General features: G+C 70.9%; 23 protein-coding genes. 10 read left to right on the top strand and 13 right to left on the bottom strand.

The window, feature by feature from the left end; all coding sequences use genetic code 11:
• Positions 1 to 7: 7 nt before the first annotated feature.
• Both VF092_17570 and VF092_17575 read right to left on the bottom strand, forming a co-directional pair.
• A complete protein-coding gene (locus VF092_17570; GenBank protein ID HEX6749113.1) occupies positions 8 to 1318 on the bottom strand; it encodes a M20/M25/M40 family metallo-hydrolase in 1311 nt (436 codons plus the stop codon).
• A gap of 114 nt (positions 1319 to 1432) precedes the next feature.
• A complete protein-coding gene (locus tag VF092_17575; protein HEX6749114.1) occupies positions 1433 to 3091 on the bottom strand; it encodes a serine/threonine-protein kinase in 1659 nt (552 codons plus the stop codon).
• Between the two features lie 261 nt (positions 3092 to 3352).
• On the opposite strand from VF092_17575, the gene VF092_17580 reads away from it, so the two are divergent.
• The 3 genes from VF092_17580 to VF092_17590 all read left to right on the top strand — a co-directional run bounded on the left by VF092_17580 (position 3353) and on the right by VF092_17590 (position 7230).
• Positions 3353 to 5419 carry an NAD(+) synthase gene (locus VF092_17580; protein ID HEX6749115.1) on the top strand — a complete coding sequence of 689 codons (2067 nt, stop codon included), beginning with the start codon at positions 3353 to 3355 and terminating at the stop codon, positions 5417 to 5419.
• A 138-nt stretch (positions 5420 to 5557) separates the two neighbouring features.
• The gene (locus VF092_17585; GenBank protein HEX6749116.1) at positions 5558 to 6502 is read left to right on the top strand and encodes an ABC transporter ATP-binding protein; all 945 of its coding nucleotides are present in this window, start codon (positions 5558 to 5560) and stop codon (positions 6500 to 6502) included.
• Positions 6499 to 7230 (top strand): hypothetical protein, encoded by a 732-nt coding sequence (locus VF092_17590; GenBank protein HEX6749117.1) that lies wholly within the window; start codon positions 6499 to 6501, stop codon positions 7228 to 7230. Before VF092_17585 ends, VF092_17590 begins: the two co-directional genes overlap by 4 nt.
• Positions 7231 to 7394: 164 nt before the next feature.
• On the opposite strand, the gene VF092_17595 is transcribed toward VF092_17590, so the two are convergent.
• From VF092_17595 to VF092_17605, 3 genes are all read right to left on the bottom strand, one after another.
• The gene (locus tag VF092_17595) at positions 7395 to 8171 is read right to left on the bottom strand and encodes a hypothetical protein (protein ID HEX6749118.1); all 777 of its coding nucleotides are present in this window, start codon (positions 8169 to 8171) and stop codon (positions 7395 to 7397) included.
• A gap of 195 nt (positions 8172 to 8366) precedes the next feature.
• Positions 8367 to 8771, bottom strand: a complete 405-nt coding sequence (locus VF092_17600) for a hypothetical protein (GenBank protein HEX6749119.1) — start codon at positions 8769 to 8771, stop codon at positions 8367 to 8369.
• Between the two features lie 186 nt (positions 8772 to 8957).
• Complete coding sequence (locus VF092_17605; GenBank protein ID HEX6749120.1) at positions 8958 to 9512, bottom strand: RDD family protein; 555 nt, start codon at positions 9510 to 9512, stop codon at positions 8958 to 8960.
• A 702-nt stretch (positions 9513 to 10214) separates the two neighbouring features.
• Here VF092_17605 and VF092_17610 point away from each other — a divergent pair.
• From VF092_17610 to VF092_17625, 4 genes are read left to right on the top strand one after another with little or no spacing between them, the layout of a single operon-like run.
• On the top strand, positions 10215 to 10895 hold the full coding sequence (locus tag VF092_17610) for a TetR/AcrR family transcriptional regulator (protein ID HEX6749121.1): 681 nt from the start codon (positions 10215 to 10217) through the stop codon (positions 10893 to 10895).
• Positions 10892 to 12229: a TolC family protein gene (locus tag VF092_17615; GenBank protein HEX6749122.1), complete on the top strand. Its 1338-nt coding sequence runs from the start codon at positions 10892 to 10894 to the stop codon at positions 12227 to 12229. Before VF092_17610 ends, VF092_17615 begins: the two co-directional genes overlap by 4 nt.
• Positions 12230 to 12232: 3 nt before the next feature.
• Positions 12233 to 13399, top strand: a complete 1167-nt coding sequence (locus VF092_17620; protein ID HEX6749123.1) for an HlyD family secretion protein — start codon at positions 12233 to 12235, stop codon at positions 13397 to 13399.
• Positions 13400 to 13406: 7 nt separating this feature from the next.
• A complete protein-coding gene (locus VF092_17625; GenBank protein ID HEX6749124.1) occupies positions 13407 to 15005 on the top strand; it encodes a DHA2 family efflux MFS transporter permease subunit in 1599 nt (532 codons plus the stop codon).
• A gap of 162 nt (positions 15006 to 15167) precedes the next feature.
• On the opposite strand, the gene VF092_17630 is transcribed toward VF092_17625, so the two are convergent.
• Positions 15168 to 15683 (bottom strand): type II toxin-antitoxin system VapC family toxin, encoded by a 516-nt coding sequence (locus VF092_17630; GenBank protein ID HEX6749125.1) that lies wholly within the window; start codon positions 15681 to 15683, stop codon positions 15168 to 15170.
• A 739-nt stretch (positions 15684 to 16422) separates the two neighbouring features.
• On the opposite strand from VF092_17630, the gene VF092_17635 reads away from it, so the two are divergent.
• Positions 16423 to 17241, top strand: coding sequence for an alpha/beta hydrolase (locus VF092_17635; protein HEX6749126.1), 819 nt, complete (start codon positions 16423 to 16425; stop codon positions 17239 to 17241).
• Between the two features lie 115 nt (positions 17242 to 17356).
• Here VF092_17635 and VF092_17640 read toward each other — a convergent pair whose 3' ends face one another.
• From VF092_17640 to VF092_17660, 5 genes are read right to left on the bottom strand one after another with little or no spacing between them, the layout of a single operon-like run.
• Positions 17357 to 18769: an aminotransferase class V-fold PLP-dependent enzyme gene (locus tag VF092_17640; protein ID HEX6749127.1), complete on the bottom strand. Its 1413-nt coding sequence runs from the start codon at positions 18767 to 18769 to the stop codon at positions 17357 to 17359.
• Positions 18769 to 19395 (bottom strand): rhodanese-like domain-containing protein, encoded by a 627-nt coding sequence (locus tag VF092_17645; GenBank protein HEX6749128.1) that lies wholly within the window; start codon positions 19393 to 19395, stop codon positions 18769 to 18771. The genes VF092_17640 and VF092_17645 overlap by 1 nt, the downstream gene beginning before the upstream one ends.
• Positions 19392 to 19970 (bottom strand): YeeE/YedE thiosulfate transporter family protein, encoded by a 579-nt coding sequence (locus VF092_17650; protein ID HEX6749129.1) that lies wholly within the window; start codon positions 19968 to 19970, stop codon positions 19392 to 19394. The genes VF092_17645 and VF092_17650 overlap by 4 nt, the downstream gene beginning before the upstream one ends.
• The gene (locus tag VF092_17655) at positions 19967 to 20542 is read right to left on the bottom strand and encodes a YeeE/YedE thiosulfate transporter family protein (GenBank protein ID HEX6749130.1); all 576 of its coding nucleotides are present in this window, start codon (positions 20540 to 20542) and stop codon (positions 19967 to 19969) included. Before VF092_17655 ends, VF092_17650 begins: the two co-directional genes overlap by 4 nt.
• Entirely contained in the window at positions 20539 to 21480 is a 942-nt protein-coding gene (locus VF092_17660; GenBank protein HEX6749131.1) for a sulfurtransferase, read from the bottom strand. The genes VF092_17655 and VF092_17660 overlap by 4 nt, the downstream gene beginning before the upstream one ends.
• A gap of 708 nt (positions 21481 to 22188) precedes the next feature.
• Here VF092_17660 and VF092_17665 point away from each other — a divergent pair.
• Complete coding sequence (locus VF092_17665; protein HEX6749132.1) at positions 22189 to 23307, top strand: histidine kinase; 1119 nt, start codon at positions 22189 to 22191, stop codon at positions 23305 to 23307.
• Entirely contained in the window at positions 23304 to 24110 is an 807-nt protein-coding gene (locus VF092_17670; GenBank protein ID HEX6749133.1) for a LytTR family DNA-binding domain-containing protein, read from the top strand. Before VF092_17665 ends, VF092_17670 begins: the two co-directional genes overlap by 4 nt.
• A 47-nt stretch (positions 24111 to 24157) precedes the next feature.
• Here the strand turns inward: VF092_17670 and VF092_17675 are convergent, their stop codons facing one another.
• Together VF092_17675 and VF092_17680 are read right to left on the bottom strand one after the other, a co-directional pair.
• Positions 24158 to 24352, bottom strand: coding sequence for a hypothetical protein (locus tag VF092_17675; GenBank protein ID HEX6749134.1), 195 nt, complete (start codon positions 24350 to 24352; stop codon positions 24158 to 24160).
• A gap of 76 nt (positions 24353 to 24428) precedes the next feature.
• Positions 24429 to 24845, bottom strand: a complete 417-nt coding sequence (locus VF092_17680; GenBank protein HEX6749135.1) for an energy transducer TonB — start codon at positions 24843 to 24845, stop codon at positions 24429 to 24431.
• Between the last annotated feature and the right edge of the window lie 329 nt (positions 24846 to 25174).

Here is a 25174-nt window from a genome sequence, read left to right on the forward strand (position 1 = left end):
ATTTTCGTCACCGCGTCAGGCGGTAGATCAGCAGCGCGGCTCGCTTGATCTGCTGCGGAAGCGTCTCGAGGTTCACCGTCTCGCGCTCGGTGTGCGAGCCGGTGCCGTGCGCGCCCAGTCCCCCGATGCCGCTGACGTACGGGGCGACGAACGAGATGTCGCCCGCGCCGCGGCGGCCGGGGTCGTTGGGCGCGGCCTCGCGCAGGCCCAGCGAGCGGTTGACCCCGTTCAGCACCCCCAGGATCTCCAGGTTCCCCGGCGTGGGCGGCATGGACGGGTAGCCGTCGCTGAAGCTGATCTCCGACGCGGCGCCTGCCAGGGGCGTCGCCAGCACCTGCCGCATCCGGTCGCGCGTGCGCTGCAGCTGCTCGTCCGTCAGCGTGCGGATGTCGCCCGTCACCACCGCCGTGGCGGCGATCACGTTCGACTTGCCGAACGCGGTGCCGCGGCTCTCCGCGCCGTCGAACTGCACCTCGGTGCCGCCCAGGATCAGCCCCGGGCTGTAGGTGAGCCCCGGCTCGCGCAGGGTGGACTGGAACGCGTCCAGCACGCGCGCCGCCTCGTAGATCGCCCCGCTCCCCACGCCCTCGGCGAAGATGCCGGACGAGTGCGACGGCCGCGCCCGCACCCGCAGCGTCCACCCGCTGGAGCTGCGGCGCGAGGTCACCACCGTCTCCGAGCCGTCCTCGTCGCGCGAGGCGCCCTCGAACTCCAGCGCCGCGTCGCTCGCCCGCCCCGCCTCGATCAGCGCCGCGCGCGCCACGGACAGCGGCCGCCCCGGCGCCTCCTCATCTCCCGTGAAGGCCACGACGATGCGCCGGTCGCGCAGCGCACCCGCGGCCTGCAGCGCGCGCAGGGCGTAGATCACGATCACGTCGCCGCCCTTCATGTCGTTCGCGCCGGGGCCGTTCGCCGTGGCGCCGCTGCGCACGAAGCGCTGGAACGGGTTGTCGGGCTCGAACACCGTGTCCAGGTGGCCGATCAGCAGCACGCGCTTGCCGCGGCTCCCGCGCAGCTCGCCGAACAGGTGCCCGGCGCGGCGCAGCGAGTCGGGCATCTCCACCCAGCGCGTCTGGAAGCCGAGCGAGTCGAGCTGGGCGCGGAAGACGTCGCCCACCTGGCGGACGCCGCGCAGGTTGTGCGTGCCGCTGTTGATGTTGACCGTGCGCTCCAGCAGCGCGACGGCCTCGTCCACGTGCGCGTCGACGTACGCGGTGATGCGGCGCTCGGCAGCCGTCAGCTGCTGCGCGTGAGCGGGAGTCGGCGCGAGGCCGAGGGCGGCGGCGACGAGGGAGATGAAGAGGCGCGTGCGGAGCATGGGCGTGCGCGGGCGGCGGTGGCGCCGCGGCTCCCGAGGATGGAAAGCCGCGGGCGATGGAGATCGGGGTGACGGCGGCGAATCTCGCTCGCGGCCGCGCGCGCCGCAAACCCGCTACGGCGTCGGCGAGGTGGGGATGACGATGGTGTCGCGCGGCGCGTTCGGATTCGGGATCGGCACCACCACCGGCGGCGGAGGCGGTGGAGGCGGCGGTGGGGGAGGTGGCGGCGGCAGCGGCACGGGCTCCGGTGCCGGCGGCGGCGGAGCCGGTGCGGGCGCCGGAGGCGGAGACGGCCGCGGCGTGGGTTGCGTCGGCGGCGCAGCGGGCGGCGCGCTCGGCGGCGTCACCGGCGCGGGCGGCGGCGCCGGAGCAGGCGCGGGCGCGGGAGACGGCGCCACCGGCGGCGCGGGCTCCGGCGCGATCCCCGGCGTGCGGATGATCGGCGGCAGCGTCTCGGGGGTGACGGAATCGATGCCCGACGGCGGCGGCACGGGAGCCGGCGCCGGCGCGGTGACGACAGGCGCGGGCGCGGGGGAGACGTCCGTCCCCCCGCCGTCCTCCTCCGGCGCGGGCTCGGCGGCCGCCGAGTCGCGGCCCGGGATGCGGTCGGCCGACCTGTCCCGGCCGCCCATCGCCCACACGGCCGCGGCGGCCCCTCCGGCCAGCAGAAGCAGGAGAAGGAGCAGCATCGGCGCGCGGCTCCGTCTCCGCGCGGAAACGGGCGCGATGCGCGGCGCGGCCGCCGCGGGCGCCGCCACGACGGGCCCGGCGGCGGGGACGGTCTCCACCACGCGCGGCCGCTCGGACATCGGCGGGGGCGGCGGCGCGACGACGGTGTGGTCCTCCTCGGGATGCGGCGCGCCGGCGAGACCCGCCGTGGCGAAGATCGTCTGGTCCCCCTCCGCCGCGGCGCCGGTCAGCGCGTCGGCGAAGGCGTTCGCGTCGGGGTAGCGCGCGGCGGGATCCTCCGCCATCGCCCGCATGATCACCCGCTCCACGGCGCGCGGCACGTCGCGGTTCAGCTCGTGGACGGGGCGCACCGGGTCGCGGCCGCGCAGCCGCTGGCCGTCGGGCCCGCTGAACGGCTTCTCCCCCGTCAACAGCTGGTAGCCCACCACGCCCAGGCTGAACACGTCGGCCGCGGGTGTCAGCTCCCCGTCGCCGCGCATCTGCTCGGGGGCTGCGTAGGCGGCGGTCAGCGGGTTCTCGGCGCCCATGGTGCGCGTGAGCTCGCCGTCCTCCGCCGCGATGCGGGCGATGCCGAAGTCGAGCACGCAGACGCGAAAGGGCTCGTCGTCGTGCGGCTCGGCCAGGAAGATGTTCCCCGGCTTCACGTCGCGGTGGATGATCCCCGCCGCGTGGCCCACGCCCACCCCCTGCGCCGCCTCGCGCAGGATGCCGATGGCCACGTCCACCGGCGGCCGGCCCTCGCGCTTGAAGCGCTCGGCCAGGTTCTCGCCGACCAGCAGCTCCATCACCAGGAAGTCCAGCCCCAGCTCCGGGTCGGTGCCGAAGTCGTGGACGGTGACCACGTTGGGGTGGTGCGGCAGGCCGGCGGCGGCGCGCGCCTCGCGCTCGAAGCGCTGGCGCAGCCGCTCGCGCGAGGGCGCGTCGGGGGTCGCAAGGGTGATGACCTTGACGGCCACGGGCCGGCCCAGGCGCAGGTCCTCGGCGCGGTATACGGCCGCGAACCCGCCCAGCCCGATCACTTCGTCGATTCGGTACCGCTTCACCAGCGTCTTGCCGGCGAGCAGGTTCTCCAGTCCAGGCATCCCGCCGTCGTTCCCCGATCCATGCGTGAAGGAGCTCAGGGGGGAGTCGTGTGGCAAGATGCGAACCGGTCTTCGTCCGCCCTGTCATCACTCTGGAACGGTGAGACAAACCGTCCGTCCGCGGATGGACCGGCCGTCGTCCCTCCGTCTGGTCCGGAGACGGCGCGAACCACGGTGTATCAGCACGCACCGTGCGATTGCGCCCGCACGGGCTCCGGTCCACTTTGCAGGCGCACCCGAACCCGGACGGACACGCCGCCCATGGATCGCCCCTTCCACAACCCCTACTCGCACGGCTTCGTCCGCGCGGCCGTGTGCATCCCGTTCGTGCGCGTGGCCGATCCCGCGTACAACGCCGAGCGCACGCTGGGGCTGGCCCGCCGCGCCTCGGAGCTGCACGCCGCGGTGGCGCTCTTCCCCGAGCTGGGGATCAGCGCCTACACCAACGAGGACCTGTTCCACCAGAGCGCGCTCCTCGACGGCGTGGTGCAGGCGCTCGCGCGCATCGTCCGCGAGAGCATCGCCCTCACCCCCGTCCTGCTGGTCGGTGCGCCGCTGCTGTTCGAGGGGAAGCTGTTCAACTGCGCGGTCGTGATCCACCGCGGGCGGGTGCTGGGGATCGTGCCCAAGAGCTTTCTCCCCAACTACCGCGAGTTCTACGAGAAGCGCCAGTTCACCTCCGGGCGGATGGCGGTGGCCACGGCGGTGCAGCTCCTGGGGCAGATGGTGCCGTTCGGGACCGATCTCGTCTTCGATGCGGTCAACGTGGACGGGTTCCGGCTGGCGGTGGAGATCTGCGAGGACGTGTGGGTGCCCATCCCCCCCAGCACCTGGCTGGCGCTGGCGGGGGCGACGGTGATCGCAAACCTGAGCGCCAGCAACATCACCGTCGGCAAGGCCGAGTACCGCCGCGAGCTGTGCGCCGCGCAGTCCGGCAAGTGCGTGTGCGCCTACCTCTACTCCGCCGCCGGCCCGGGCGAGTCGACCACCGACCTCGCGTGGGACGGGCACTCGATGATCTTCGAGAACGGCGAGCTGGTCTCCGAGAGCCGCCGCTTCAGCGACGAGGAGCAGGTGATCGCGGGCGACGTGGACCTGGAGCGGCTGGCGCAGGACCGGATGCGCATGAGCTCGTTCAACGACTCGGTGGGCGCCTACCGCGAGCGCGTCCGCCAGGTGCGCACCGTCCCCTTCGAGTTCGCCGTCCCCACGGGCGCCATCGCGCTGGAGCGCAAGGTCCCGCGCTTCCCCTACGTTCCCGACGACCCGGCGCTGCTCGACCAGCGCTGCTTCGAGGCGTACAACATCCAGGTGCACGGCCTGATGAAGCGCCTGACCGCCACGGGGATCGAGAAGATCGTGATCGGCGTCTCCGGGGGACTGGATTCGACGCAGGCGCTGATCGTGGCCGCGCGGACGATGGACCGGCTGGGGCTGCCGCGGACCAACATCCTGGGCTACACCATGCCGGGATTCGCGACGAGCAGCGGCACGAAGTCCAACGCCTGGGCGCTGATGCGGGCGCTGGGAGTGACGGCGGAGGAGATCGACATCCGCCCGTCCGCCACGCAGATGCTGAAGGACATCGGCCACCCGTACGCGTCGGGCCAGGCGACGTACGACGTGACCTTCGAGAACGTGCAGGCGGGCGAGCGCACCTCGCACCTCTTCCGCCTGGCCAACCGGCACAACGCGATCGTGCTGGGGACGGGGGACCTGAGCGAGCTGGCGCTGGGGTGGGCCACGTACGGCGTGGGCGACCAGATGTCGCACTACAACGTGAACGCCTCGGTGCCGAAGACGCTGATCCAGTACCTGATCCGCTGGGTGATCGGGAGCAAACAGTTCGACGACGAGACCGGGCGCGTGCTGCAGGCCATCGTCGACACCGAGATCAGCCCCGAGCTCGTCCCCCACGCCGAGGGCGCGGACGACACCTCGGCGCCCGCGCAGAAGACGGAAGAGGTGGTGGGGCCGTATGAGCTGCAGGACTTCAACACCTACTACATCACCCGCTTCGGCTTCCGCCCCAGCAAGGTGGCGTTCCTCGCCCTGCACGCATGGGGGGATGTGGAGCGCGGCGCCTGGCCCGCGCTGGTGCCGGCGGAGAAGCGCCGCGCGTACGACCTCGCGGCGATCCGGAAGTGGCTGGAGGTGTTCGCCTGGCGCTTCTTCAAGATCAGCCAGTTCAAGCGCTCGGCGCTGCCCAACGGGCCCAAGGTCGGCTCCGGCGGCTCGCTCTCCCCCCGCGGCGACTGGCGCGCGCCGAGCGACTCCGAGGCCGCGGTATGGCTGGACGAGCTGCGGCGGAACGTGCCGGAGGATTGAAAGAAGTCCTAAGTCCTGAGTCCCAAGTCCTAAGTTGGCACTTACTCCACTTAGGACTTGGGACTCAGGACTTAGGACTTTCTTAATGGCTCCCCGCCTCCTTGCGCGCGCCGGACCCCCGGCGTACGCTCCCGCCCCATGATCCACCTGGACGACGTCGCGAAGGAATACGGAAGCTGGCCGACGCCGCCGCGGAACCGCGTCCGCGCGCTGGACGGCGTGACGCTGCACGTGCCGCCCGGCACCGTGATGGGCATCGTGGGCCCCAACGGCGCGGGAAAGAGCACGCTGATCAAGCTCCTGCTCGGCTATCTCCGCCCCACGCACGGCACGGTGCGCATCGGGGGGATGGAGCCGCGCGCGTGGGCGCAGACCCGCGGCGTGGCCTACGTCCCCGAGCTCCCCACCATCCCCGGCGCGTGGACGGTGGGCTACGCGATGCGCTTCTTCGCCTCGCTCGGCGAGCTGGACGACCCCAGTCCCCGGATCGCCGCGGCGCTGGAGCGGGTGGCGATGGCGGGGGTGGCGGAGCGGAAGATCCGCACGCTGTCGAAGGGGATGCTGCAGCGCGTCGCCATCGCCCAGGCGCTGATGGGCCCGCGCGAGGTGATGATCCTCGACGAGCCGACCAGCGGGCTGGATCCCGAGTGGATCGCCGAGCTGCGGGCGATCGTGGCCGAGTGGAAGGCCGCCGCGCCGAACCGCGTGGCGCTGATCGCCTCGCACGACCTGGACGAGCTGGAGCGCACCGCCGACCGCGTGGCCGTGCTCAACGAGGGGAAGGTGTCGGAGGTGATCGACCTGCGCGCCGCCGAGACCGTCTTCCCCGCCTACCGCATCGTCGTCGAGTCCACCCCGCACGCGGCGCAGGCGGTGCTCGCCTGCTTTCCCGACGCGGTGGCGGAGAAGGGGTCGCCGCTCACCTTCCGCGTGCACCCGGCGGACGTGGACGACCTGGACCGGCGCGTGGCCGCGCTGCTGGCGCGCGGCGTGGCGCTGCGCGCGCTGGCGCCCGAGCGCGAGACGCTGGAGGAGCGCTTCCACGGCATCCGCAAGCGCGGGAAGGGGAAGGGGCGCGCGTGATCACGCTCTATCTCTGGCAGCTGCGCTGGCGGCTCCTGCTCGTCGCGCTGGTCATGCTGGTGCTGTACGCGTACGAGCCCGGCTTTCACCTCCACGACGCGGCCGGCGCGGAGCTGGACCCGCTCGTCACCGACCCGCGCGGGGTGGGGTTCACGCTGGCGAACCTCTCCGCCGCGTCGATGCTGGTGCTGCTGGCCGGCTTCGTCTCCACCGACCGGCGGCGCGGCTATTACCGCATCTACTTCTCCCACGTCACCCGCCCGCTCGGCTTCTACCTGCTGCGCTGGACGGTGGCGTACGCGCTGTCGCTCCTGGCCGCGCTGGCGTTCCTCGTCGTCGGCCAGCTGGCGGCGTGGGGCGAGCTGCGCGCGGGCCTGGGCGTGATGGTGCAGCCGGCCGTGTTCGCGCTGGTGTACGGGGGGATGGTGGCGTTCTTCTCCGTCGTCCTGCCGAAAGGCGACTCGTTCGCCGCGCTGGCGGCGTACGCCGTCACCTCGCTGTGGGAATACACGATCTCGGTGTTCGCGGAGATGGAGAGGCAGCCGATCTCGCCCGCCCTGCGCGACGCCATCTCCCTGGTGCTCCCGCCGCACGTGGCGCTGCGCCACTTCTTCGACGTCACGCTGGCGGGGGGCAGCGCTTGGGGCGACGTGGCGTTCGCGGGGGGATACGGCCTGTTCTGGCTGATCCTCGCCGGCCTCCTCCTCTGGTTGCGCGAGTGGCCGTGATCCGTTGAAAGACCTGGTTTCACGCAGAGTTAGCAGGGTGAGCAGTTGAACCGCAGTTCTCTGCTGACTCTGCGTGAGCCTTCTTTTCTAGGAGATGGAGGAACGACGAAGCGGCGGCACGGGGAAAGATCCCGCGCCGCCGCTTCGTTTCCGATCATCCGCGGTCAGCGGAGCGCGGAGATCTGCATCCGCTCGGGGCCCAGCATCCCGCGCATCGGGCGGCCGCGGCGGCCCACGCGCCAGCGCCGGAAGGCGATCGCCGCCATGGTGCCGTAGAGGATCAGCCGCATCACGCTGAACGTCCACAGCGGGGGATGCCAGGCGCCGGGCGTGTCGATCGGCGCCACCACCACCAGCCAGGCGATCCCCAGCGCCACGCTGGCGGCGTACACGGCCAGCAGGGCCCAGAGATAACGGTCGGCGCGGTTGGACACCAGGAGCGCGAACAGCATCCCCATCAGCACCAGCAACTCGACCACGTCGAGGACGGCCACGGTGGTCAGGTGCAGCAGCGTCTTCAGCGTGCCCTCGATCGTGCCTCCGACCGCGCCGGCCGCCATCCCCGCGGCCATGAGCAGCGCCGCGGCCACGGCGAAACGGCGGCCGGGCTCGGCGCGGGCCATCGCGAGCGCCGCGAGCGCCGCCGAGGTGCCGACCATCAGGAAGGTGCGGCTGTGCTCCAGCGCCGGGCGCCAGCGCAGGTAGTCCGCCCATTCGGCGGAGTGCTTCCCGGCGAACCACGCCACCGCCCCGAACACGGTCTGCGTGCCCAGGCAGAGGGTGAAGGTGGTGAAGGCGACGCCCACGAGCGTCCACGCCGCCAGGTGATACCGGCTCCCCGCGCGCTCAGAGCCGATCCGCAGCGCGAAGACGGCCACCAGCATCAGCGGCAGCGGCAGCGGCCACTGCAGCACCAGGCTCAAGGGAATCGGCTCAGGCATCCTGCAAAACGGAGGTTCGGGTTACGGGGCGTGCCGGCCGGCGCCGCACGCGCGCAGCAACGGTGGCGCGGACGCCGGCCAATCACCGGCACCCCCGGTACGGGAAAAAAAAGGCCTCAGGACTCGGATCGGGCGGAGGTCATCCTCCCGCACGGAACGCGCGGCAGGCGCGCCCGGCCGGAGTTGAGAGGTGGCTCAGCAGTTCGGCGGGCAGAGGAGCGCGGTGTTGGTCACGGTGATCTTGTCGGGGCCCTCCTCGGTGTCGCCCGAGAACGCCATCACCCCGCCGCCGGCCTTCGGCTTCAGCGTGATCTCGATCTTGTCCACCACGTGGTCCGGATCCTCCACGTGCAGCACGAACGAGTAGCCCTTGGTGCTCGACAGCTCGATCGCGCAGCGGCCCAGCGGCTTGTCGTGGCCGTCGGGAAGAACGAAGGGATACGGCCCGTGCTTCTGCTGCTCGTACACTTCCTCGCCGTTCACGAGGATGGAGCGCGCGAATCCCGGATAGAAGCCCGCCGTGAACTCGTGCCTGCCGATGTTCTTCTTCTGGACGTGACGCTCCGGCGAGGGGTCGCGCGTCTTGGTTGCTCCGTTCATTGAAGTGCCTCCTGGGGGCGGTTGAAAGGGTGTGAAGCACCAACGGTGTAAAAATGTCCGCACCTTACGTGCACGGCAAGTCTTTTCTCATCCGGCGCGAAGTGGTCGGGAAGGGTGCGGGTTCGGGTACACGCGCGAGCGCCCGCCCCGGCGTGGGGCGGGCGCTCGGACGCGGTTGCGAGACGGTCAGATGGCGATGGCGGGCTGACCCTGGAACACGACCTGGGTGCCGCCGGCCAGCTTGTCGCCCAGGCGCGGCTGGTTGGTGGCCACCAGGTAGATCTCGTACAGCCCCACCAGCCCGCCCACCAGGTACAGCGGGAACGCCAGCAGCCCCAGCACGGGCACGGCGCCGAAGATACTGGCCGCGGCGGCGATGGCCAGCGTGGCGTTGCGCCGGATGGACTCCTGGATGGTGATGGGCCCGCCCTGCGCGGTGACCACCGCCAGCCCGATGATCTTCTTGCCGGGCGAGCGCCCCTCGAGCAGCACGTCGCGCGACAGGATCAGCGCGGTGCCCACCGCGGCCGCGGCCGCCGTCCCGATCCAGCCCAGCACCATGGTGAACGCGAAGCTCACGATGGTGTTCACGATGGCGATGGCGACGAAGTCGATGATCGCGGCGATCGCCCGCTTCGCCAAGTCGGGGCGGCCCGTCTGCGCGACCTGCGCGCCGGGCGCCGGGGCGCCATAGGGACCGCCGGCGGGGTTGCTGCGGGTCTCGGGGGCTTGCGGGTCCATGGAGAACCTCCTGCGGGAGAAAAGACAGGCGGGCGAACCCCGCCGGGGGCGGCGGCACCGGCGCTACGCCGGCCGGCCGCCAGGAAAAGGGCTGGGCCGCCGGTGGAATGGCGGCGCGGAGAGGGCTCTTACGGACCCTGCCGCCCACGGGGGCGCGGCCGGGTGGAGGTCCGTGGGGTGGTGGCGCACGCGGCTGGTCTGGGGGAGACGCGGAGCCTGAACCGTGTTCACTGTGCAACAAGGATCGTAAACGGGCTTTTCGGCGGTGTCAAGCGTCGAAGCTCCACGGACTTGCGTGGCGTTCCCCCACGCGCGCGAATTGGTCCCTCACGGGCTGTCGCGGTCACGGGACAGAAACGGATGAACGGCGGGATGCGAGGATCGACCCCGTTCCACAGGGCAAGCCTGTCCGCGGCCGCAGACGGCCCCCTCCCCCCGACCCCCTCCCCCGCTGCGCAGGGGCGGGGGAGCACTCAGCTTCGAATCAGGCGCCAGCGCTGGGTCTCCCTCCTTCCCCGCAGGAACTCGTCGTGGTGAGATCCCGCCTCACCAGCCGGCACGGCGATCCGCATCGTCTGAATCTCCCCGAAAAATCCTATCCCCAACCCACGCCACGACTTGCGTTCGAGGCCTTGACCTGTGCGTCCTAATCCTTATCTTACTGACCAGTCAGTTATTTAACCGTCGACGCAGGTCCCACACATGAGCGACGAGATCAGGACGCAGTACGACGACGAGCAGGACGGCCCGCGATGGCGGCGCCGCAGCGAGGCGCGCCCCGGCGAGATCGTGGAGGCCGCGCTGGACCTGTTCGTGGAGAAGGGCTTCGCGGCCACCAGGATGGACGAGATCGCGAAGCGCGCCGGGGTGACCAAGGGCACCGTGTACCTCTACTTCCCCAGCAAGGAAGACCTCTTCCGCGCCGTGGTGGAGGAGATGATGGGGCCCAACATCGAGACCGGCGAGCGGATGCTGGCCGAGCACACGGGCTCGGCCGCGGAGCTGATCCGCACGCTGATCCGCGGCTGGTGGGAGCTGATCGGCAACCAGCGCGTGGCCTGCCTGAGCAAGCTGATGACGGGCGAGGCGGCCAACTTCCCCCACCTAGCCCAGTACTACGTGGAGCACGTGGTGCTCCGCGGGCGCCGCATCTTCCAGGCGGCCATCCAGCGCGGCATCGACAGCGGCGAGTTCCGCCCGGTGCCGGTGACCGATTCGGCCCGGCTGGCCATCGCGCCGCTGGTGCAGGCGTCGATCTACAAGCGCTCCATGATCCAGTACGACCCCGACGGGTGGGACATGGAGCGGTACCTCCAGCTCCACATGGACATCTTCCTTCGCGGACTGGCGAAGGACCCGGAAGACGGAGACCAGACCCGATGAAGCTCGAGCTCGCGCCGGCCGCGGTGGCCGCGCTGCTGTTTACGGCCGGGGCCGCCGCCGCGCAGAACGCGCAGCCGGTGACCCTGACCCTTTCGCGGGCGGTGGCCGTGGCCGCCGACACCGCGCCCGCCGTGCAGATCGCCGGCCTCCGCGCCGAGCAGGCGCAGGAGCGCATCCGCGAGACGCGCGGCGCGCTCCTTCCCAACCTGTCCGCCGCCGTGGCCGAAGACCGGCGCACGCAGAACCTGGAGACCTTCGGCTTCCAGCTGCCGCTTCCGCCCGGGCAGTCCATCCCCCCCAAGATCGGGCCGGTGGACGTGTTCGACGCGCGGCTGCGGGCCTCGACGCCGCTCTTCGACCCCGCGGGGCTCGTCCGCGTGCAGGCCGTCCGTGCCGCGGCCGCCGGGTCGCAGGCGGACGTCGCCACCGCGGCGGAGACCTCGGGCGCCCGCGCGGCGCAGGCCTTCGTGACCGCCGAGCGCGCCGCCGCCACCATCACCGCGCGGCGCGAGGACGTGCGCCTGGCGGGCGAGCTGGTGACGCTGGCGCAGGCGCAGCTGGACCGCGGGGTGGCCACGGCGCTCGACGTCACCCGCGCGCGGACGCAGCTGGCCGCCGCGCAGGGCCTTCTCTCCGTGGCCGAGAACCAGTTCGCGCAGGCGCGGGTGAACCTGGCGCGGGCGATGGGGATCGATCCCCGCACGCCGATCTCCCTGGGCGAGGCGCTGGGGCCGCAGACGGCGGCCACCTCCGTCCCCGCAGACGAGGCGGCGGCGCTGCAAGCCGCGCTGGCGAACCGGCCGGAGCTGAAGAGCGCGCAGGCGCAGCAGCGGGCGGCGCAGCTGGGGTCGAAGGCCATCCGCGCGGAGCGGCTTCCCCGGCTGGACCTCTCCGCCGACTACGGGCTTTCCGGGCTGAACCCGCACGACGCCTTCCCCACCTACAACATCGCCGTGCAGGTGTCGGCGCCGCTGTTCGACGGCTTCCGCCGCGAGGCGCGCCAGCAGCAGCAGGCGCTGGCCGCCGACGAGGCGCGGGTGCGCGAGGCCGACGTGCGCGAGCAGGTGGCCGCCGAGGTGCGGTCGGCGCTGCTCGACGTGGCCACCGGGCTGGACCAGCAGCGCATCGCCGCCGAGCGGCTGCGGCTGGCCAACGAGGAGCTCTCGCAGGCGCAGGAGCGCTTCGCCAACGGCCTGGCCACGAACATCGAAGTGATCAACGCGCAGCAGAACCTGGTGCGCGCGAAGGACGCCGTGATCGACGCGCAGGCCGCCTCGGCCGCCGCGCGCGTGAACCTGGCCCGGGCCACCGGGACCACCCTGAACATCCGCTGACGGATGCATCGCGAGGACGAAGAGACCATGGCCAACGCCACTGCAAAGCTGAACACGGCCGACGCTCCCGCCGGTCCGCAGCGCGTCACCCTTTCCGCCGACGGCGCGGGCGCGCCCGAGGCCGTCGAGGCGCCGAAGAAGAAGCGCCCCGTGCTCCCCATCCTGGCCGTGCTCCTGCTGGCCCTGGTCGGCTACTTCGGCTACCGCTGGTGGCAGGGGCGGAACTGGGAGACCACCGACAACGCGCAGGTCGAGGGGCACATCACCCCCATCCTGCCGCGCGTGGGCGGCTACGTGGCCGGCGTTCGAGTCGTGGAGAACCAGCCGGTTCATAAGGGCGATACGCTGGCATTGCTCGACGACCGTGATCTGCGCGCACGGTTGGAACAGGCCGAGGCCGATCTTGCGGCTGCTGAAGAGCAGACGGCGGGCAACGGTGGGCAAGCCGTGGCGCAGGCGGCCGCGGCAGAGGCACAGGCTGGCGCCGCTCGCGCCAACATCGCAGCAGCGATGGCGAACGCAGAGAAGGCACACCGCGATGTGGAGCGCCTTCGCCCGCTTGCCGAGCGTAACATCGTCAGCAAGCAGCAGTACGACGCAGTGGTTGCCGCTGCGAGCGCCGCAGACGCGCAGGTACAGGCAGCCCGGGAGAATGCGAATGCGGCCAGTAGCCAAGCCACGGCTGCTGGAGCGGGAGTACGCGTGACTCGCTCGAAGATCGAGTCTGCCCGCGCCGCCCGCGACGCGGCAGCTTTGCAGCTCAGTTACGCAGTGATCACCGCACCGCGCGATGGTGTCGTGGCCCGGAAATCCCTTGATGTGGGACAGCTGGTGCAGCCTGGCCAGCCAGTCATGAGCGTGGTCGACCTCGCCGACGTGTGGGTGACGGCCAACCTCAAAGAGACACAGACGCGCGACCTGCGTCCCGGCGACCCGGTGGAGGTGGAGGTCGACGCGTACTCCGGTCACACCTTCCACGGGCGGCTGCAGAGCATCAGCCCGGCCACGGGCGCGCGGTTCTCGCTGCTGCCGCCGGACAACGCCACGGGCAACTACACCAAGGTGGTGCAGCGCATTCCGGTGCGCATCCGCTTCGACGGGCGCGGCGACGCGGGCTTCCCGCTGCGCCCCGGGATGAGCGCCTTCGTCCGCATCAAGGCGCGGAGTTGAGCCGGCCGTGAGCACGCAGACGCTGACGTTCCCCGCCGCACGCGCGAAGGCGCGCGCGGCGGCGGACGATCCGTACCGCAACCGGTACCTGATCGCGCTGACGGTCACCCTGGCATCGGTGCTGGAGCTGCTGGACACCAGCATCGTCAACGTCGCGGTGCCGCACATGATGGGCACGCTGGGGGCCACGCTCGACCAGATCGCCTGGGTGTCGACGGGCTACGTCGTCGCGAACGTGATCGTCCTCCCCATCACCGGCTGGCTGTCGGCGCGCTTCGGGCGGCGGCGCTACTTCGCCGCCTCCATCGCGCTCTTCACCCTGGCCTCCTTCTTCTGCGGCAACGCGGGGTCGCTCGAGGCGCTGGTGTTCTGGCGCATCGTGCAGGGGATCGGGGGCGGAGCGCTGCTGTCGACCTCGCAGTCCATCCTCTACGAGGTGTTCCCGAGGGAGGAGTTCGGGACGGCGATGGCCATCTTCGGGATGGGGGTGATGGTGGGGCCGACCCTCGGGCCCACGCTCGGCGGCTACATCACCGACGCGCTCAGCTGGCCGTGGATCTTCTACATCAACGTGCCGCTGGGGATGATCGCGCTGGCGATGACGCTGGGCTTCATCCGCGACTCGCGCTTCGCGCAGAAGGTGGAGAAGGTCGACTGGCTGGGCCTCGGCCTGCTGATCGCGGGGATCGGGTGCCTGCAGACCATGCTGGAGCGCGGCGAGCGACTGGACTGGTTCGACTCGGGCGAGGTGGTGCTGTACGGGGTGGTGAGCGCCGTCTCCCTCGCCTGGTTCGTGTGGCACGAGCTGCACACCGAGCACCCCGTCGTGGACCTGCGCATCCTGAAGAGCCGCCAGTTCACCGCGGGGATCACCTTCGCGGCGATGCTGGGGTGCTGCCTCTACGCGACGGTGTTCGTGCTCCCCGTGTACCTGCAGACGCTGCTGGGCTTCACGGCCGAGCAGACGGGGTTCGTGATCCTTCCCGGCGCGCTGGCCAGCGCGTTCACCATGGCGGCCATGGCGCGGACGACGGGAAAGATCGACGGGCGCATCCTGGTGGTGTGCGGCGTGGCCATCTTCGGCGCGTCGATGTGGATGCACGGCCACTTCACCACCGAGAGCGGGCAGCACGACTTCTTCCTGCCGCTGATCCTGCGCGGGGTGGGGCTGGGGCTGATCTTCGTGCCGATGACCAACCTGGCGCTGGCCGACCTGCCGATGGAGAAGATCCCCAACGGCACGGGGCTGTACAACCTGACGCGGCAGCTGGGCGGCAGCATCGGCATCGCGGTGACGGCCACGCTGGTGAGCCGCTTCCGCGAGACCAACTACGCCGTGCTGAGCGAGCACGTGAGCCGCTACGGCGAGGTCACGCGCGAGCGCCTGGCCATGATCACGCAGGCGCTGATCGCGAAGGGAACGCCCGCGCCGCTGGCCGAGACCAAGGCCATCGCGGTGATCCAGGGCCAGGTGATGCGGCAGGCCGCGATGCTCAGCTACGAGCACCTGTTCCTGATGTTCGGGCTGGGGATGGTGCTCACCCTCCCCCTCCTGCTCCTGATGCGCCGCGGCAAGGCCAGCGCCGGCGGCGGGATGGCACACTGACGCGGCGATCGACCGACGGAGCAACGAGCCGCCGGTCGCGGAAGGACGAAGGGCCGGCACCCGCGCGGATGCCGGCCCTTCGTGTGTCCGGCGGGGATTGGGACGGGCGGGTAAACCCGCGGCTGGAACATTGGAAAGCCTCGCAAACGGCGCGAGGCTTCTTTACCCGCCCGTGGACCATGCGTTATCGGAGATCCGCGCGAGGTCTTCAGGCCGCTCTTGCTCGGGATCGAACGTCCGGAACCCGGCCCGCTGGGCGACGTGCCTCAGCTTCCGATCCGCGGCGACGAACACCAGCTTCTCATCGGGTACGTTGCGCTGCACCTGGAACGCCGACGCGAGGTGGATCAGGTCCAGCGTTCCCGCTCCGGAGTCGGTAAACCGAGTCGCGAGCACCTCGGCATCCAAGAGCAGGTGCCGTTCGAGCGCAAGGACATTGAAGTTGCGGGCTCGGTGCGTTTCGAACTGCCGAAGTCCGTGCTGGAACGCTCGCCGCCCCTGCCGGGATGCGGACCGTTTGTGCTTGTGGAGCCGGACGAACACCTCAAGTCCCACGTAATCGGAGATGTAGAATCTGCCGCTGAAGCGCCGCGCCTCGAACATGTCACGCATGGCCGAGCTGCCGCTCTCCTCGAGGTAGAGCTTCACGAGAGCGCTGGCGTCGAGGAAGAGGATCATGGGACAGATCCGATTAACGGCGCCCGAACTTTCGAATCAGGAATCGCCGCAGCGATGGGCGCAGGCGAATGGGTTCGAAGGGCGTTGGCGGCTCGTCACTCTCGGCGGGCCGAATACCGGCGGCACGAAGGATCGCCTCGCGATCCGCCTTCGGCCGCGAGTAGAACGGAACGACCACGTTCTCTTCTGTCTGGTGCTCCTCTGTCTGTGGTCGACCCGACCTATGGAATCGCTTCGGAAAACGTGGCCGCTCGAACCAGAGTCCGTCAGGGAAGATTCGATACCACAACGAGCGTAGCGACCATCTGACCCGGATCGGCTCGAAATCCAGGCGAGGCGTCTCGTCACTCAGCGCGGGCCGAATGCCGGCGGCGCGGAGAATCTCGTCCCGCTCCGCTTTGGGACGGGAGTAGAACGGGATCGTATCGCCGGCTTGTTCCTTTGGTCGGGTGCCCATTCAATCCCCCGATTTGAGCGCGTCGGCAGCGACATCGAATCTACGCTGGCGTACAGATATTTACAAGCTGCACACGAGGCCGTTTTTACGCTGCCGATTTCCCGCACGGCGGCAGCGAAATCCCCGTTATCCACAAATCGAAAAGGGCGAGTTTTGGCGCATGTGGCCGCAGAAGAGCGGAGACGCGGCCGCTTCGGCGGACTAGCCGCTCGCACGCTTGCCGCGCTACGTTCCGCCGCTCGAAATCCTCGGCAAACAATGGAGGCAGGCGAACGGAAGATGATGGCGGAGAACCCGATCCTGGCGCACACGCGCGTGGCGGCGGCGGGGCGCGAGCCGGAGCGCTGGCTGCTGGTGCTGCACGGCATCTACGGCGCCGGGCGCAACTGGGGCTCCATCGCGCGGCGGCTGGTGGAGGCGCGGCCGGAGTGGGGCGCGGTGCTGGTGGACCTGCGCAACCACGGCCAGTCGCGCGGCTTCGCGGGGCCGCACACGATCGCGTCGAGCGCGGCGGACGTGGACCGGCTGGTGGAGGAGATGGACCTGCACGCGGCCGCCGTCCTGGGGCACTCGTTCGGGGGGAAGGTGGCGCTGACGTACGCCGACCACCACGGCGCGGAGCTGCGCCAAGTGTGGGTGATGGACAGCACCCCCGCCGTACGCGGGCCGGAGGGCACCGCGTGGGAGATGCTGGAATCGGTGCGCGCCATGCCGCCCGACTTCGACTCGCGCAACGAGCTGGTGGAGCGGCTGATCGCGGCGGACTACGCGCCGGGGGTGGCGCAGTGGATGGCCATCAACCTCGAGCCGCACGGCGGGCGCTATCACTGGCGCATCGACCTCGACGCGATGGAGGAGATGATGCGCGACTTCTACCGCACCGACCTGTGGCACGTGATCGAAAACCCGCCGCCCGGCGTGGAGATCCACGTGGTGAAGGCGACGGAGTCCGACACGCTCGATCCCGCGTCGGTCGCGCGCATCGAGGCGGCGGGGCGCGCGAACGGCCGCGTCTTCCTGCATCTGCTCGAAGGCGGCCACTGGATCAACACCGACAACCCCGACGCGGTGCTGAAGCTGCTCGCCGACACACTGCCGTAACGAGAAATCCCGAAAACGATTTTTTTCACGCAGAGTTAGCAAAGTCAGCAGATAACTGCAGCTTTTTACTGCTGACTCTGCTAACTCTGCGTGAGCCAATTCTTTAGAGGGCTTTTCACCGCGACACCGCCTCCGGTCGCGACGGTCGGCCGGCGCGGGACGGAGTCGTCGTCTTCGCCTGCTCGCGGAAGGTGGAGAGGAGGGCGAGGAGGCGCATCGCGTCGCGCTCCAGGCTGGCGATGCCGAAGGAGACGCGGATGGCGCCGACGGGGGCGCCGCGCATCACGATCTTCATCCGGTCCAGGCTGAAGCCGTTCGCCCGCGCGTCGTCCCAGGCGCGCTCCGCATCCTCCGCGGCGAACCCGAACGCGTGCTCGGCCGCGCCGGGGTTGCAGAAGCAGCCGCCCCGCAGCGAGATCCCCGCCTCGCGCGCCCGCGCCTCCACGATCCGGTAGTCGATCACCCGCCCCTTCGCATCCAGCACGTTCAGCGCGACAGTGCCGCCGCGCTCGCGCCCGTCCACGGGGCCGTGGATGCGCGCGAGCGGCGTTCCATCTCCATGACGCAGCTCGGCCAGCTCGCCCAGCAGCGTGCGCGTCAGCGAGGCGACGTGGTAGCCCAGGCGCGGCATCCCCACGCGCTCCAGCAGCTCAAGGCCGCAGGGGACGGCGGAGATGGAGAGGAAGTTGGGCGTGCCGTCCTCGAACGCCTCGGCGCCGGGCTTGAGCAGGTGACGCGGCGCGTGCGTGGCGACGAAGTCCACCGTGCCGCCCGCGAACCACGGGCGCTCCAGCCGCGCCAGCGCGTCCCGCCGGGCGATCAGCGCGCCAAGGCCGGTCGGGTAGCCGAACATCTTGTAGAAGGAGATCGCCACGAAGTCCGCCGGCACGTCGCGCAGGCTGAGCGCGGCGGTGGAAACGTACGACGCCGCGTCCACCAGCACCCGCCATCCCAGCTCCCGCGCCGTCGAGACGAGCGACAGCGGGTGCCGTACTCCCGAGAAGTTGGACTGCGCGGGGAAGGCGAACAGGCGCGGACGCGATGCATCTCCATCCGCAAGAAGAGAGATGGGATCGCGCATGCGGAGCTCGTCGTCGAGCGGGACGTAGCGCACCTCGGCGCCGCGGCGGGCGGCGAGCTCGCGGATGCCGTTGACCGAGTTGTGGTTGTCGGCGGAGAGGAGAAGGCGCGAGCCGGGCGCGAACGGGAACGCCTCGCCCACCAGCCGCAGCGCACCGGTGGCGTTGGGGGTGAAGACGACCTCGTACTCGGCCGGGTCCGCGTCGAACCAGCGCAGGACCTGCGTCCGCACCATGTCCATCGCCGCGGTGCTGGCGCGCGACGCAGGGCTCTCGGAGTGCGGGTTGCCGAACACGCCCGCCTCCAGCAGCGCCGCGTGGTGGCGGACGTGGCCCTCGGCGTGGAGGCCGCTGCCGGTGTAGTCCAGGTACGCCTGCCCGGCAGCATCCAGCCGGCCGAACTCGCGCTCGCGGAGGGCGCGGAAGAAGGGCTCGATCTCGCTCGGCATCAGCAGCCTCGCTGGCGGATGCGGCGCACGGCCGCGGCTTCACCCGACGGCGCGCGGGACGGAAGCGCGGCATAGGGATCGTCCGCCGGCGGCGCGGAGACACCGGTGCGCGGCACGCCGCCGAAGTAGCGGGCGAGCGCGGCGGCGGAGTCGAACGCGGCCTGCTGGCGCGCCGTGGGGTTGGCCGGCAGGGCGGGATTCATCACCTCCGCCAGCCACTCGTACAGCCCGCCGCGGAGGAAGTAGACGCGCTCCACCCCGCTCGCGCGCAGGAAGAACCACCCCTGCGCCGCGTGCGTGCCGCCCTCGGAGTAGAGCACCACCGTCTCGTCCGGGCGGAAGCCGGCGCGCGTCAGCGCGGTGAGCGACAGGTTCTCCGCGCGCGGGAGGTGGTACGCGGCGAAGTCGTCCGCGCCACGCACGTCGATCACCCGCAGCCCCGGCTTCCGCTCGCGGATCCATCCCGCCAGCTCCAGCGCGGTGACGTGATCCTCCTCGTTCTCCACGATCCGCGCGAGTCGATCGACATCAACTGATCGATTCCGCGGCTCGCCGGCGGCGACGGCGAGGAGGGCGAGGACCGCGGCGGCGCCGGCCAGCAGGCGGTGGGCGACGCGCGCGCTCATCCCCACCCCCGCGCGCGGGCCTCGATGCGCTCGGCGGCGGCGAACGCGCCCAGCGCCATCGCCACCACCAGCGCGACCGTGGCGCCGTAGCCGAGATGGAGGAGATCGGGGAAGGTGAGCACGCCGGCCGGGGTGCTCTCGTACAACGGCTGGACGAGGGGGAAGGCTTCGGCGAAGACGAGCACACCCGCCAGCATCCCCGCGACGACCGCCAGCCCGTCGCGCCGGCCGGCGGCGGCGGCGACGCACGAGGTGCCGGGGCAGAGGCCGCCCATCACCATCCCCACCCCGAACACCGCGCCACCGACAGCCTGCGGCAGCACGTGCGTCTCGGGGACGTAGACCCGCGCGAGGTCGAGCACGCCGAGACGGGAGAGCCAGAACACGCCGAGCGCGGCGGTGACGATGGCGCTGAACATCACCTTCAGCACCGTGAGATCGCGTCCGTAGAACTGCGCCGCCAGCTTGCGCGCACTCCCCAGCCCCGCGCGCTCGAGACACCATCCGAACGCGGCGCCGATCGCCAGCGCGACGGCGAGGGACGCCGCGTCGCCGGGAAGGAGGGGGAAGGTCATCTCCATTCCCTCCGGAAGAGCGGCGCCGCCGCGTAGGCCGCCGCGAAGGCGGTGGCGATGAACAGCCAGCTCCCCACGCTCAGCAGCGCGCCGCCGGTGAGCGCCTGCCCGCTCGTGCATCCCCGCGCCAGCCGCGCGCCGATGCCCATCACCGCGCCGCCGCCGAACGCGTAGAAGATCCGCGCGCGGTCGGTGATCCCATCTCCACGCTCGACCGTCCGCCCGAAGCGCCCGCCCAGCCGCGCGGACGCGAAGCCGCCCAGCGCGATCCCCATCACCTCCACCACCAGCCAGTCGCCCAGCGGACCGCGCGCGCCGTCGCCCAGGTAGCCGGCGAGCGCGGGATTCGCCGCGGCGTGGGCGGGCGCCACGGCGGCCACGCCCGCCGCGGCGACGGAGGAGAAGGCGCCCGACGCGCCCAGTCCGCGGCCCATCACCACGAACGCGGCCAGCAGCACCAGCCCGATCCCGACGCCGGCCAGGTACGGGCTGGCGTACGGCCGCGCGACGGCCTCCGCCCCCGCGCGCGCGGGGGCTAGGGAGAGCGGAGCGGCGGCGTCGATCGCGCTCACCGGCTCCCCCCGGAGGGCGCGGACGGGTTCTCGACGGGAAGGTCGGTGCGCGCGTCCCAGTCCTGGAACGAGCCGTCGTACAGCCTGACGTCGTAGCCCAGCGTCCGTGCGGCGAAGAGCATGGCGGTGGCCTGCTGGCCGATGTGGCAGTAGCCGACCACGGTGTCGCCCGGCCTGACGCCGGCGTTGCGGAAGAGTGCCGCGAGCTGCGCCGGGCTCTTCACCCGCAGCCGCGCGTCGGTGATCTCGGTGAAGGGGATGCTGCGCGCGCCGGGGATGTGGCCGTAGCGCTTGTCGGTGGCCTGCACGCCGTCGTAGAACGCCGCCGCGCGTCCGTCGACCAGCGCCACGTGCGGGTCGCGCGCGTGCTGCCGCACCCACTGCGCGTCGACGATCAGCTCCTGCGTGCGCAGCGGCGACAGTCGCCCGCGGCGCGCGGGCGGAACCGCGGCGGTGACGGGGCGACGCGCCTCCGTCCACGCCGGCATCCCCCCGTCCAGCAGCGAGACGCGGTCGCCGAGCCCCGCGTACGCGAGGGTGAAGACGACGCGCGTGCTGGGGCTGACCCAGTCGTTGCCATAGTAGACGACAATGCGCGAGTCGTCGGAGATGCCGAGCGCCTCCAGCCGGTCGTGCAGCTCGGCGGCGGGCGGCATCTCCAGCATCAGCGCGCCCTCGCGGTGCGGCGTGGAAACGTCCTGCAGCCGGATCAGCCGCGCGCCAGGGATGTGCGTCCGCGCGTACTCGGCCGGGTCGCCCACGTGCAGGAGCACGAGGTCGGGGTCGTTCAGGTGCGCCGCGAGCCACTGCGGCGTCACCAGCAGCCGGTCGCGCGGAGACTGCGCGGACGCGCCCGTAGCCAGCTCCGCAACGGCGATGGTGGTGGAGACGAGCGCACGGGCGATGGCGCGCCGCACGGGGAAGTACGTTCGAATCATCGGGATCGGCTCCGGATGGGGTGGATGCATCGCGATCCGTCAGGACCGTGAGCCGCACATTCGTCCCGGAGCCTCGTCGCCGCCACGCGATTGCAGCGAACGACGGTGTCCGTGCAGGGAACGCCGCCCCGCGCGCGGCGGCCGTTTCGTCCGACGGGAGACGGGGGAGATGGAGATTGGAAGACGCGAGGAATCACGCGCTCGCCGCGTCGCATCCGGCGTTCGCGGACGCGGAGAGGGCGCTCGCTGCACGGAACGCGGCCTTCGCTGCACGCGCATTCCGCGGAGGTGCGGGGAGATTTAGGTTTGGCGCGGACCCGGTTCGCCCTCTCCGGCTCGCCCTCTCCGGCTCGCTGGGGCTCGCCACCTCTCCCGTACCGGGGCCTGTACCGGGAGAGGTAGGGGTGAGGACATCTGCGCGGGTGGCGGAGTTCTGTGCGGCCGCTGGCTGGCCCCCTCCCCCGGCCCCTCCCCCGCTGCGCAGGGGAGGGGAGAACAAAGCGCGGCGACGGAGATGGCGCGGAGAGCGGGACCTGCCGCCACGATCGCGTCGCACCGGACTTTCTGAGTGTGCCGTGGGCTGCGGCGGCGCGATCGAAGTTACCCCCTCCCGTTATCGGGAGGGGGTACGCGGCCCCAGCCGCGGGGGGAGGGTCTCGCGGCCGTATCCCCCAAATCGCAATCCCATCTCCATTTCTTGGATCATTGATGCGAGCCGACGCCACGCCCGGAGTGCGGATCCCGCCGCTGCTGCTGGTCCTGCTGGCCACGCTGTTCGGGATGGTGGCCGCGTGGCAGCACGTCTACGGGATGGCGCAGTACCCCCCGCACGTGCACGCGCCGCTGGCGCACGGGATGGCCATGCGCATGCCGTTCTGGTTCCTCTGGGCGCTGTTCGTTCCCGGGATGCAGTGGTTCGCGCGCCGCTGGCCGCTGGACCGCATGCGCTGGCTTCCCGGCACCGCGCTGATGCTGTCCGTGGCCATCGCCGCGGTGCTGGCGCACGGCGCGCTGGAGCTGGGGGTGCAGCGCCTGCTGCCGCAACGGCTGTTCCTGATGGGGAGCCCGTATCCGCGAACCTTCGAGCAATTCGTCATCGGCGCGGTCACTTCGCGGCTGGGGCTGTACGCGATCCTGCTGGGCGGCGTGTATTGCGCCGCCTACTACGCGCGTTACCGCGAGCGCGAGCTGGCCGCTTCGCAGCTGCAGGGGCAGCTGGCGCGGGCCCAGCTGCAGGCGCTGCGGATGCAGCTGAACCCGCACTTCCTGTTCAACGCCATGAACAGCATCTCCATGCTGGTCCGCGGCGGGCGCAACGCCGAGGCGGTGCGGATGCTGGCCGGGCTGGGCGACCTGCTGCGCGACGTGCTGGAGGAGGACCGACCGCACGAGGTGCCGTTGCGCGACGAGCTGGCGTTCCTGGAGCGTTATCTCGCGATCGAGCAGATCCGCGCCGACCGCTTGGAGGTGCGAATCGACGCGGAGCCGGAGACGCTCGACGCGCGCGTGCCCACGCTGATCCTGCAGCCGATCGTGGAGAACGCCATCCGGCACGGCATCGCCCGCAGCCGCGCAGCGGGGCTGCTGGAGATCGAGGCGCGGCGCGAGGGCGGCACGCTGCGGCTGTCCGTGCGCGACGACGGCCCGGGGATCGCCGCGAACGGGCGCGACGGCGTGGGGCTGGCCAACACGCGCGCGCGCCTGGCGCGGATGTACGGCGACGAGCAGGCGCTCGACCTCGAGTCGCCCGCGGGCGGCGGCGCGCGGGTGACCATCCGCCTCCCCTTCCACCGCCGCGACGCCTTCGCCGACGAGGAGGCGGCGTGACGCAGGCGCCGTTGCGCGTGGTGGTGGTCGACGACGAGCCGCTGGCGCGCTCGGGGATGGCCGGGCTGCTGGCGCGCGATCCGGACGTCGCCGTGGTGGCCGAGTGCGCGGACGGGCGCGAGGCGGTGGACGCCATCTCCCGCCTCCGCCCCGACCTGGTGCTGCTGGACGTGCAGATGCCGGAGATGGACGGCTTCGAGGTGCTGCGCGAGCTGGGGCCCGAGCGGCTGCCCGTGGTCGTCTTCGTCACCGCCTTCGACCGCTTCGCGCTGCGCGCGTTCGACGTGGCGGCGGTGGACTACCTGCTGAAGCCGTTCGACGACGAGCGCTTCGCGCTGGCGATGGGCCGCGCCAAGCACGCCGTCCGCAACGCCGAGGCGGGCGAGCTGGGGCGCCGGGTGCTGGCGATGCTGGAGCGCGGCGGAACGCCGTCGCCGGTGGCCGAATCCCCGCGCCCCGAACCGGCCGGCTACGCGACGCGGCTGACGGTGAAGGGAAGCGGGCGCACGGTCTTCGTCCGCGTCGACGAGGTGGACTGGATCGAGGCCGACGACTACTACGCGAAGCTGCATGTGAGCGGCAAATCGCACCTCCTGCGCGAGACCATGGGCTCGCTCGAGACGCGGCTGGACCCGCTCCGCTTCTTCCGGGTGCACCGCTCGGCCATCGTGAACCTCGACCGCGTGCGCGAGGTGCAGTTCCTCTTCCGCGGCGAGCACGTCGTCATCCTGCACGACGGCACCAGGCTCAAGCTCAGCCGCGGCCGCCTCGACAAGCTGGAGGCGATGCTGGCGGGGCGGTGAGCCTCCGCAGACGACCGCCCTTGAGTCGGTGTATCACCAGTCACTGGTTAGTTGAACACTTCCGAGTAATAGCAGATGACGTAAGTCTGTCCGCCCTCCGAGTATTGCCAGCAGCCCTGGTAGTAATAGATCTCCCCATCCGCGACGGTGAAGTAGCCGAAATGATAGATGCAGCCGAAGAAGCATGCCTGCGCTGCTTGGGCCGTCATTGCCATCAGCCCGAACAGGACGACGACAGGCACGAAAATGCGTCGGACGAGCAGATTTCGCATGAATACACCACGCATTTCACACCAGCCTTTCATCACAGAAAGTGGCTCACGGAGCGAATTGGATGCTCATGCGCAGCCTGAATGGAACGGGCTGACCATCCCGCATTGCGGGAGTGAACCGGACTTCGCGGAGTGCAGCCTTCGCGGCCTCGCCAAATGCCGGATCCGAGGTGCTGTTGCCTAACGTACGCCGCGTCTCCGCGCCCGTTGCCCGATCCCGCGAGATCAGCACGGCCTGGTGTGGCGGCCCGTCCGGACTCGGAAGCACGTCGACGTCCGTTACTTTCCCCGTCTCATCGATCATCGCGTCCACAAGAACGAATCCCGTCACGCCCCGCTCCCTCAGCGCAGCCGGATAGTGCCGCTGCACCGCTGCCGGTAGTGCAGAGCGATCCGCCGGTTTGGGGAACTCCGAGACCCCCGCCATCGCCTTCAAGGCCTCGGGGGTAAGGTGCTCGCGCATTCGGCCTCCACGCGGATTGGAAGGATCGGCGCCACACGCGACAACATGCGAGAGCAACATCAAACCGAGAATACGCCACGATATGCTCGCTTTCGACATTAAACCCTCCCAGAACATGAGGTGAAGCCGTTGCAGAGCGTTTGGCGCTCGGCAGTGCCGAACGGATGATACAGCACAGGGTACATACGCTCGTTTCTAAAAACAAGCTTATTAAGAGCGCTCTCGAAATGATTTTGGAATCAGCAACAGGTGCGGCGGCACGCTGAGATCGCTTATCTACCGCTTCCACTACCGAACCATTCCCCCTCAGGAAGAGCGGTGTGACGTAG

Source organism: Longimicrobium sp. (assembly GCA_036377595.1).
Taxonomy (GTDB): domain Bacteria; phylum Gemmatimonadota; class Gemmatimonadetes; order Longimicrobiales; family Longimicrobiaceae; genus Longimicrobium.

What these genes read in the sequence shown, in the direction of transcription:
- VF092_17600 (HEX6749119.1), bottom strand. Translation starts at nt 8,771, where the DNA reads ATGAACGGAGCAACCAAGACGCGCGACCCCTCGCCGGAGCGTCACGTC.
- VF092_17580 (HEX6749115.1), top strand. Translation starts at nt 3,353, where the DNA reads ATGGATCGCCCCTTCCACAACCCCTACTCGCACGGCTTCGTCCGCGCG.
- VF092_17645 (HEX6749128.1), bottom strand. Translation starts at nt 19,395, where the DNA reads ATGAGCGCGCGCGTCGCCCACCGCCTGCTGGCCGGCGCCGCCGCGGTC.
- VF092_17660 (HEX6749131.1), bottom strand. Translation starts at nt 21,480, where the DNA reads ATGATTCGAACGTACTTCCCCGTGCGGCGCGCCATCGCCCGTGCGCTC.
- VF092_17615 (HEX6749122.1), top strand. Translation starts at nt 10,892, where the DNA reads ATGAAGCTCGAGCTCGCGCCGGCCGCGGTGGCCGCGCTGCTGTTTACG.
- VF092_17575 (HEX6749114.1), bottom strand. Translation starts at nt 3,091, where the DNA reads ATGCCTGGACTGGAGAACCTGCTCGCCGGCAAGACGCTGGTGAAGCGG.
- VF092_17620 (HEX6749123.1), top strand. Translation starts at nt 12,233, where the DNA reads ATGCATCGCGAGGACGAAGAGACCATGGCCAACGCCACTGCAAAGCTG.
- VF092_17635 (HEX6749126.1), top strand. Translation starts at nt 16,423, where the DNA reads ATGGCGGAGAACCCGATCCTGGCGCACACGCGCGTGGCGGCGGCGGGG.
- VF092_17630 (HEX6749125.1), bottom strand. Translation starts at nt 15,683, where the DNA reads ATGATCCTCTTCCTCGACGCCAGCGCTCTCGTGAAGCTCTACCTCGAG.
- VF092_17680 (HEX6749135.1), bottom strand. Translation starts at nt 24,845, where the DNA reads ATGCGCGAGCACCTTACCCCCGAGGCCTTGAAGGCGATGGCGGGGGTC.
- VF092_17650 (HEX6749129.1), bottom strand. Translation starts at nt 19,970, where the DNA reads ATGACCTTCCCCCTCCTTCCCGGCGACGCGGCGTCCCTCGCCGTCGCG.
- VF092_17595 (HEX6749118.1), bottom strand. Translation starts at nt 8,171, where the DNA reads ATGCCTGAGCCGATTCCCTTGAGCCTGGTGCTGCAGTGGCCGCTGCCG.
- VF092_17605 (HEX6749120.1), bottom strand. Translation starts at nt 9,512, where the DNA reads ATGGACCCGCAAGCCCCCGAGACCCGCAGCAACCCCGCCGGCGGTCCC.
- VF092_17610 (HEX6749121.1), top strand. Translation starts at nt 10,215, where the DNA reads ATGAGCGACGAGATCAGGACGCAGTACGACGACGAGCAGGACGGCCCG.
- VF092_17570 (HEX6749113.1), bottom strand. Translation starts at nt 1,318, where the DNA reads ATGCTCCGCACGCGCCTCTTCATCTCCCTCGTCGCCGCCGCCCTCGGC.
- VF092_17640 (HEX6749127.1), bottom strand. Translation starts at nt 18,769, where the DNA reads ATGCCGAGCGAGATCGAGCCCTTCTTCCGCGCCCTCCGCGAGCGCGAG.
- VF092_17585 (HEX6749116.1), top strand. Translation starts at nt 5,558, where the DNA reads ATGATCCACCTGGACGACGTCGCGAAGGAATACGGAAGCTGGCCGACG.
- VF092_17665 (HEX6749132.1), top strand. Translation starts at nt 22,189, where the DNA reads ATGCGAGCCGACGCCACGCCCGGAGTGCGGATCCCGCCGCTGCTGCTG.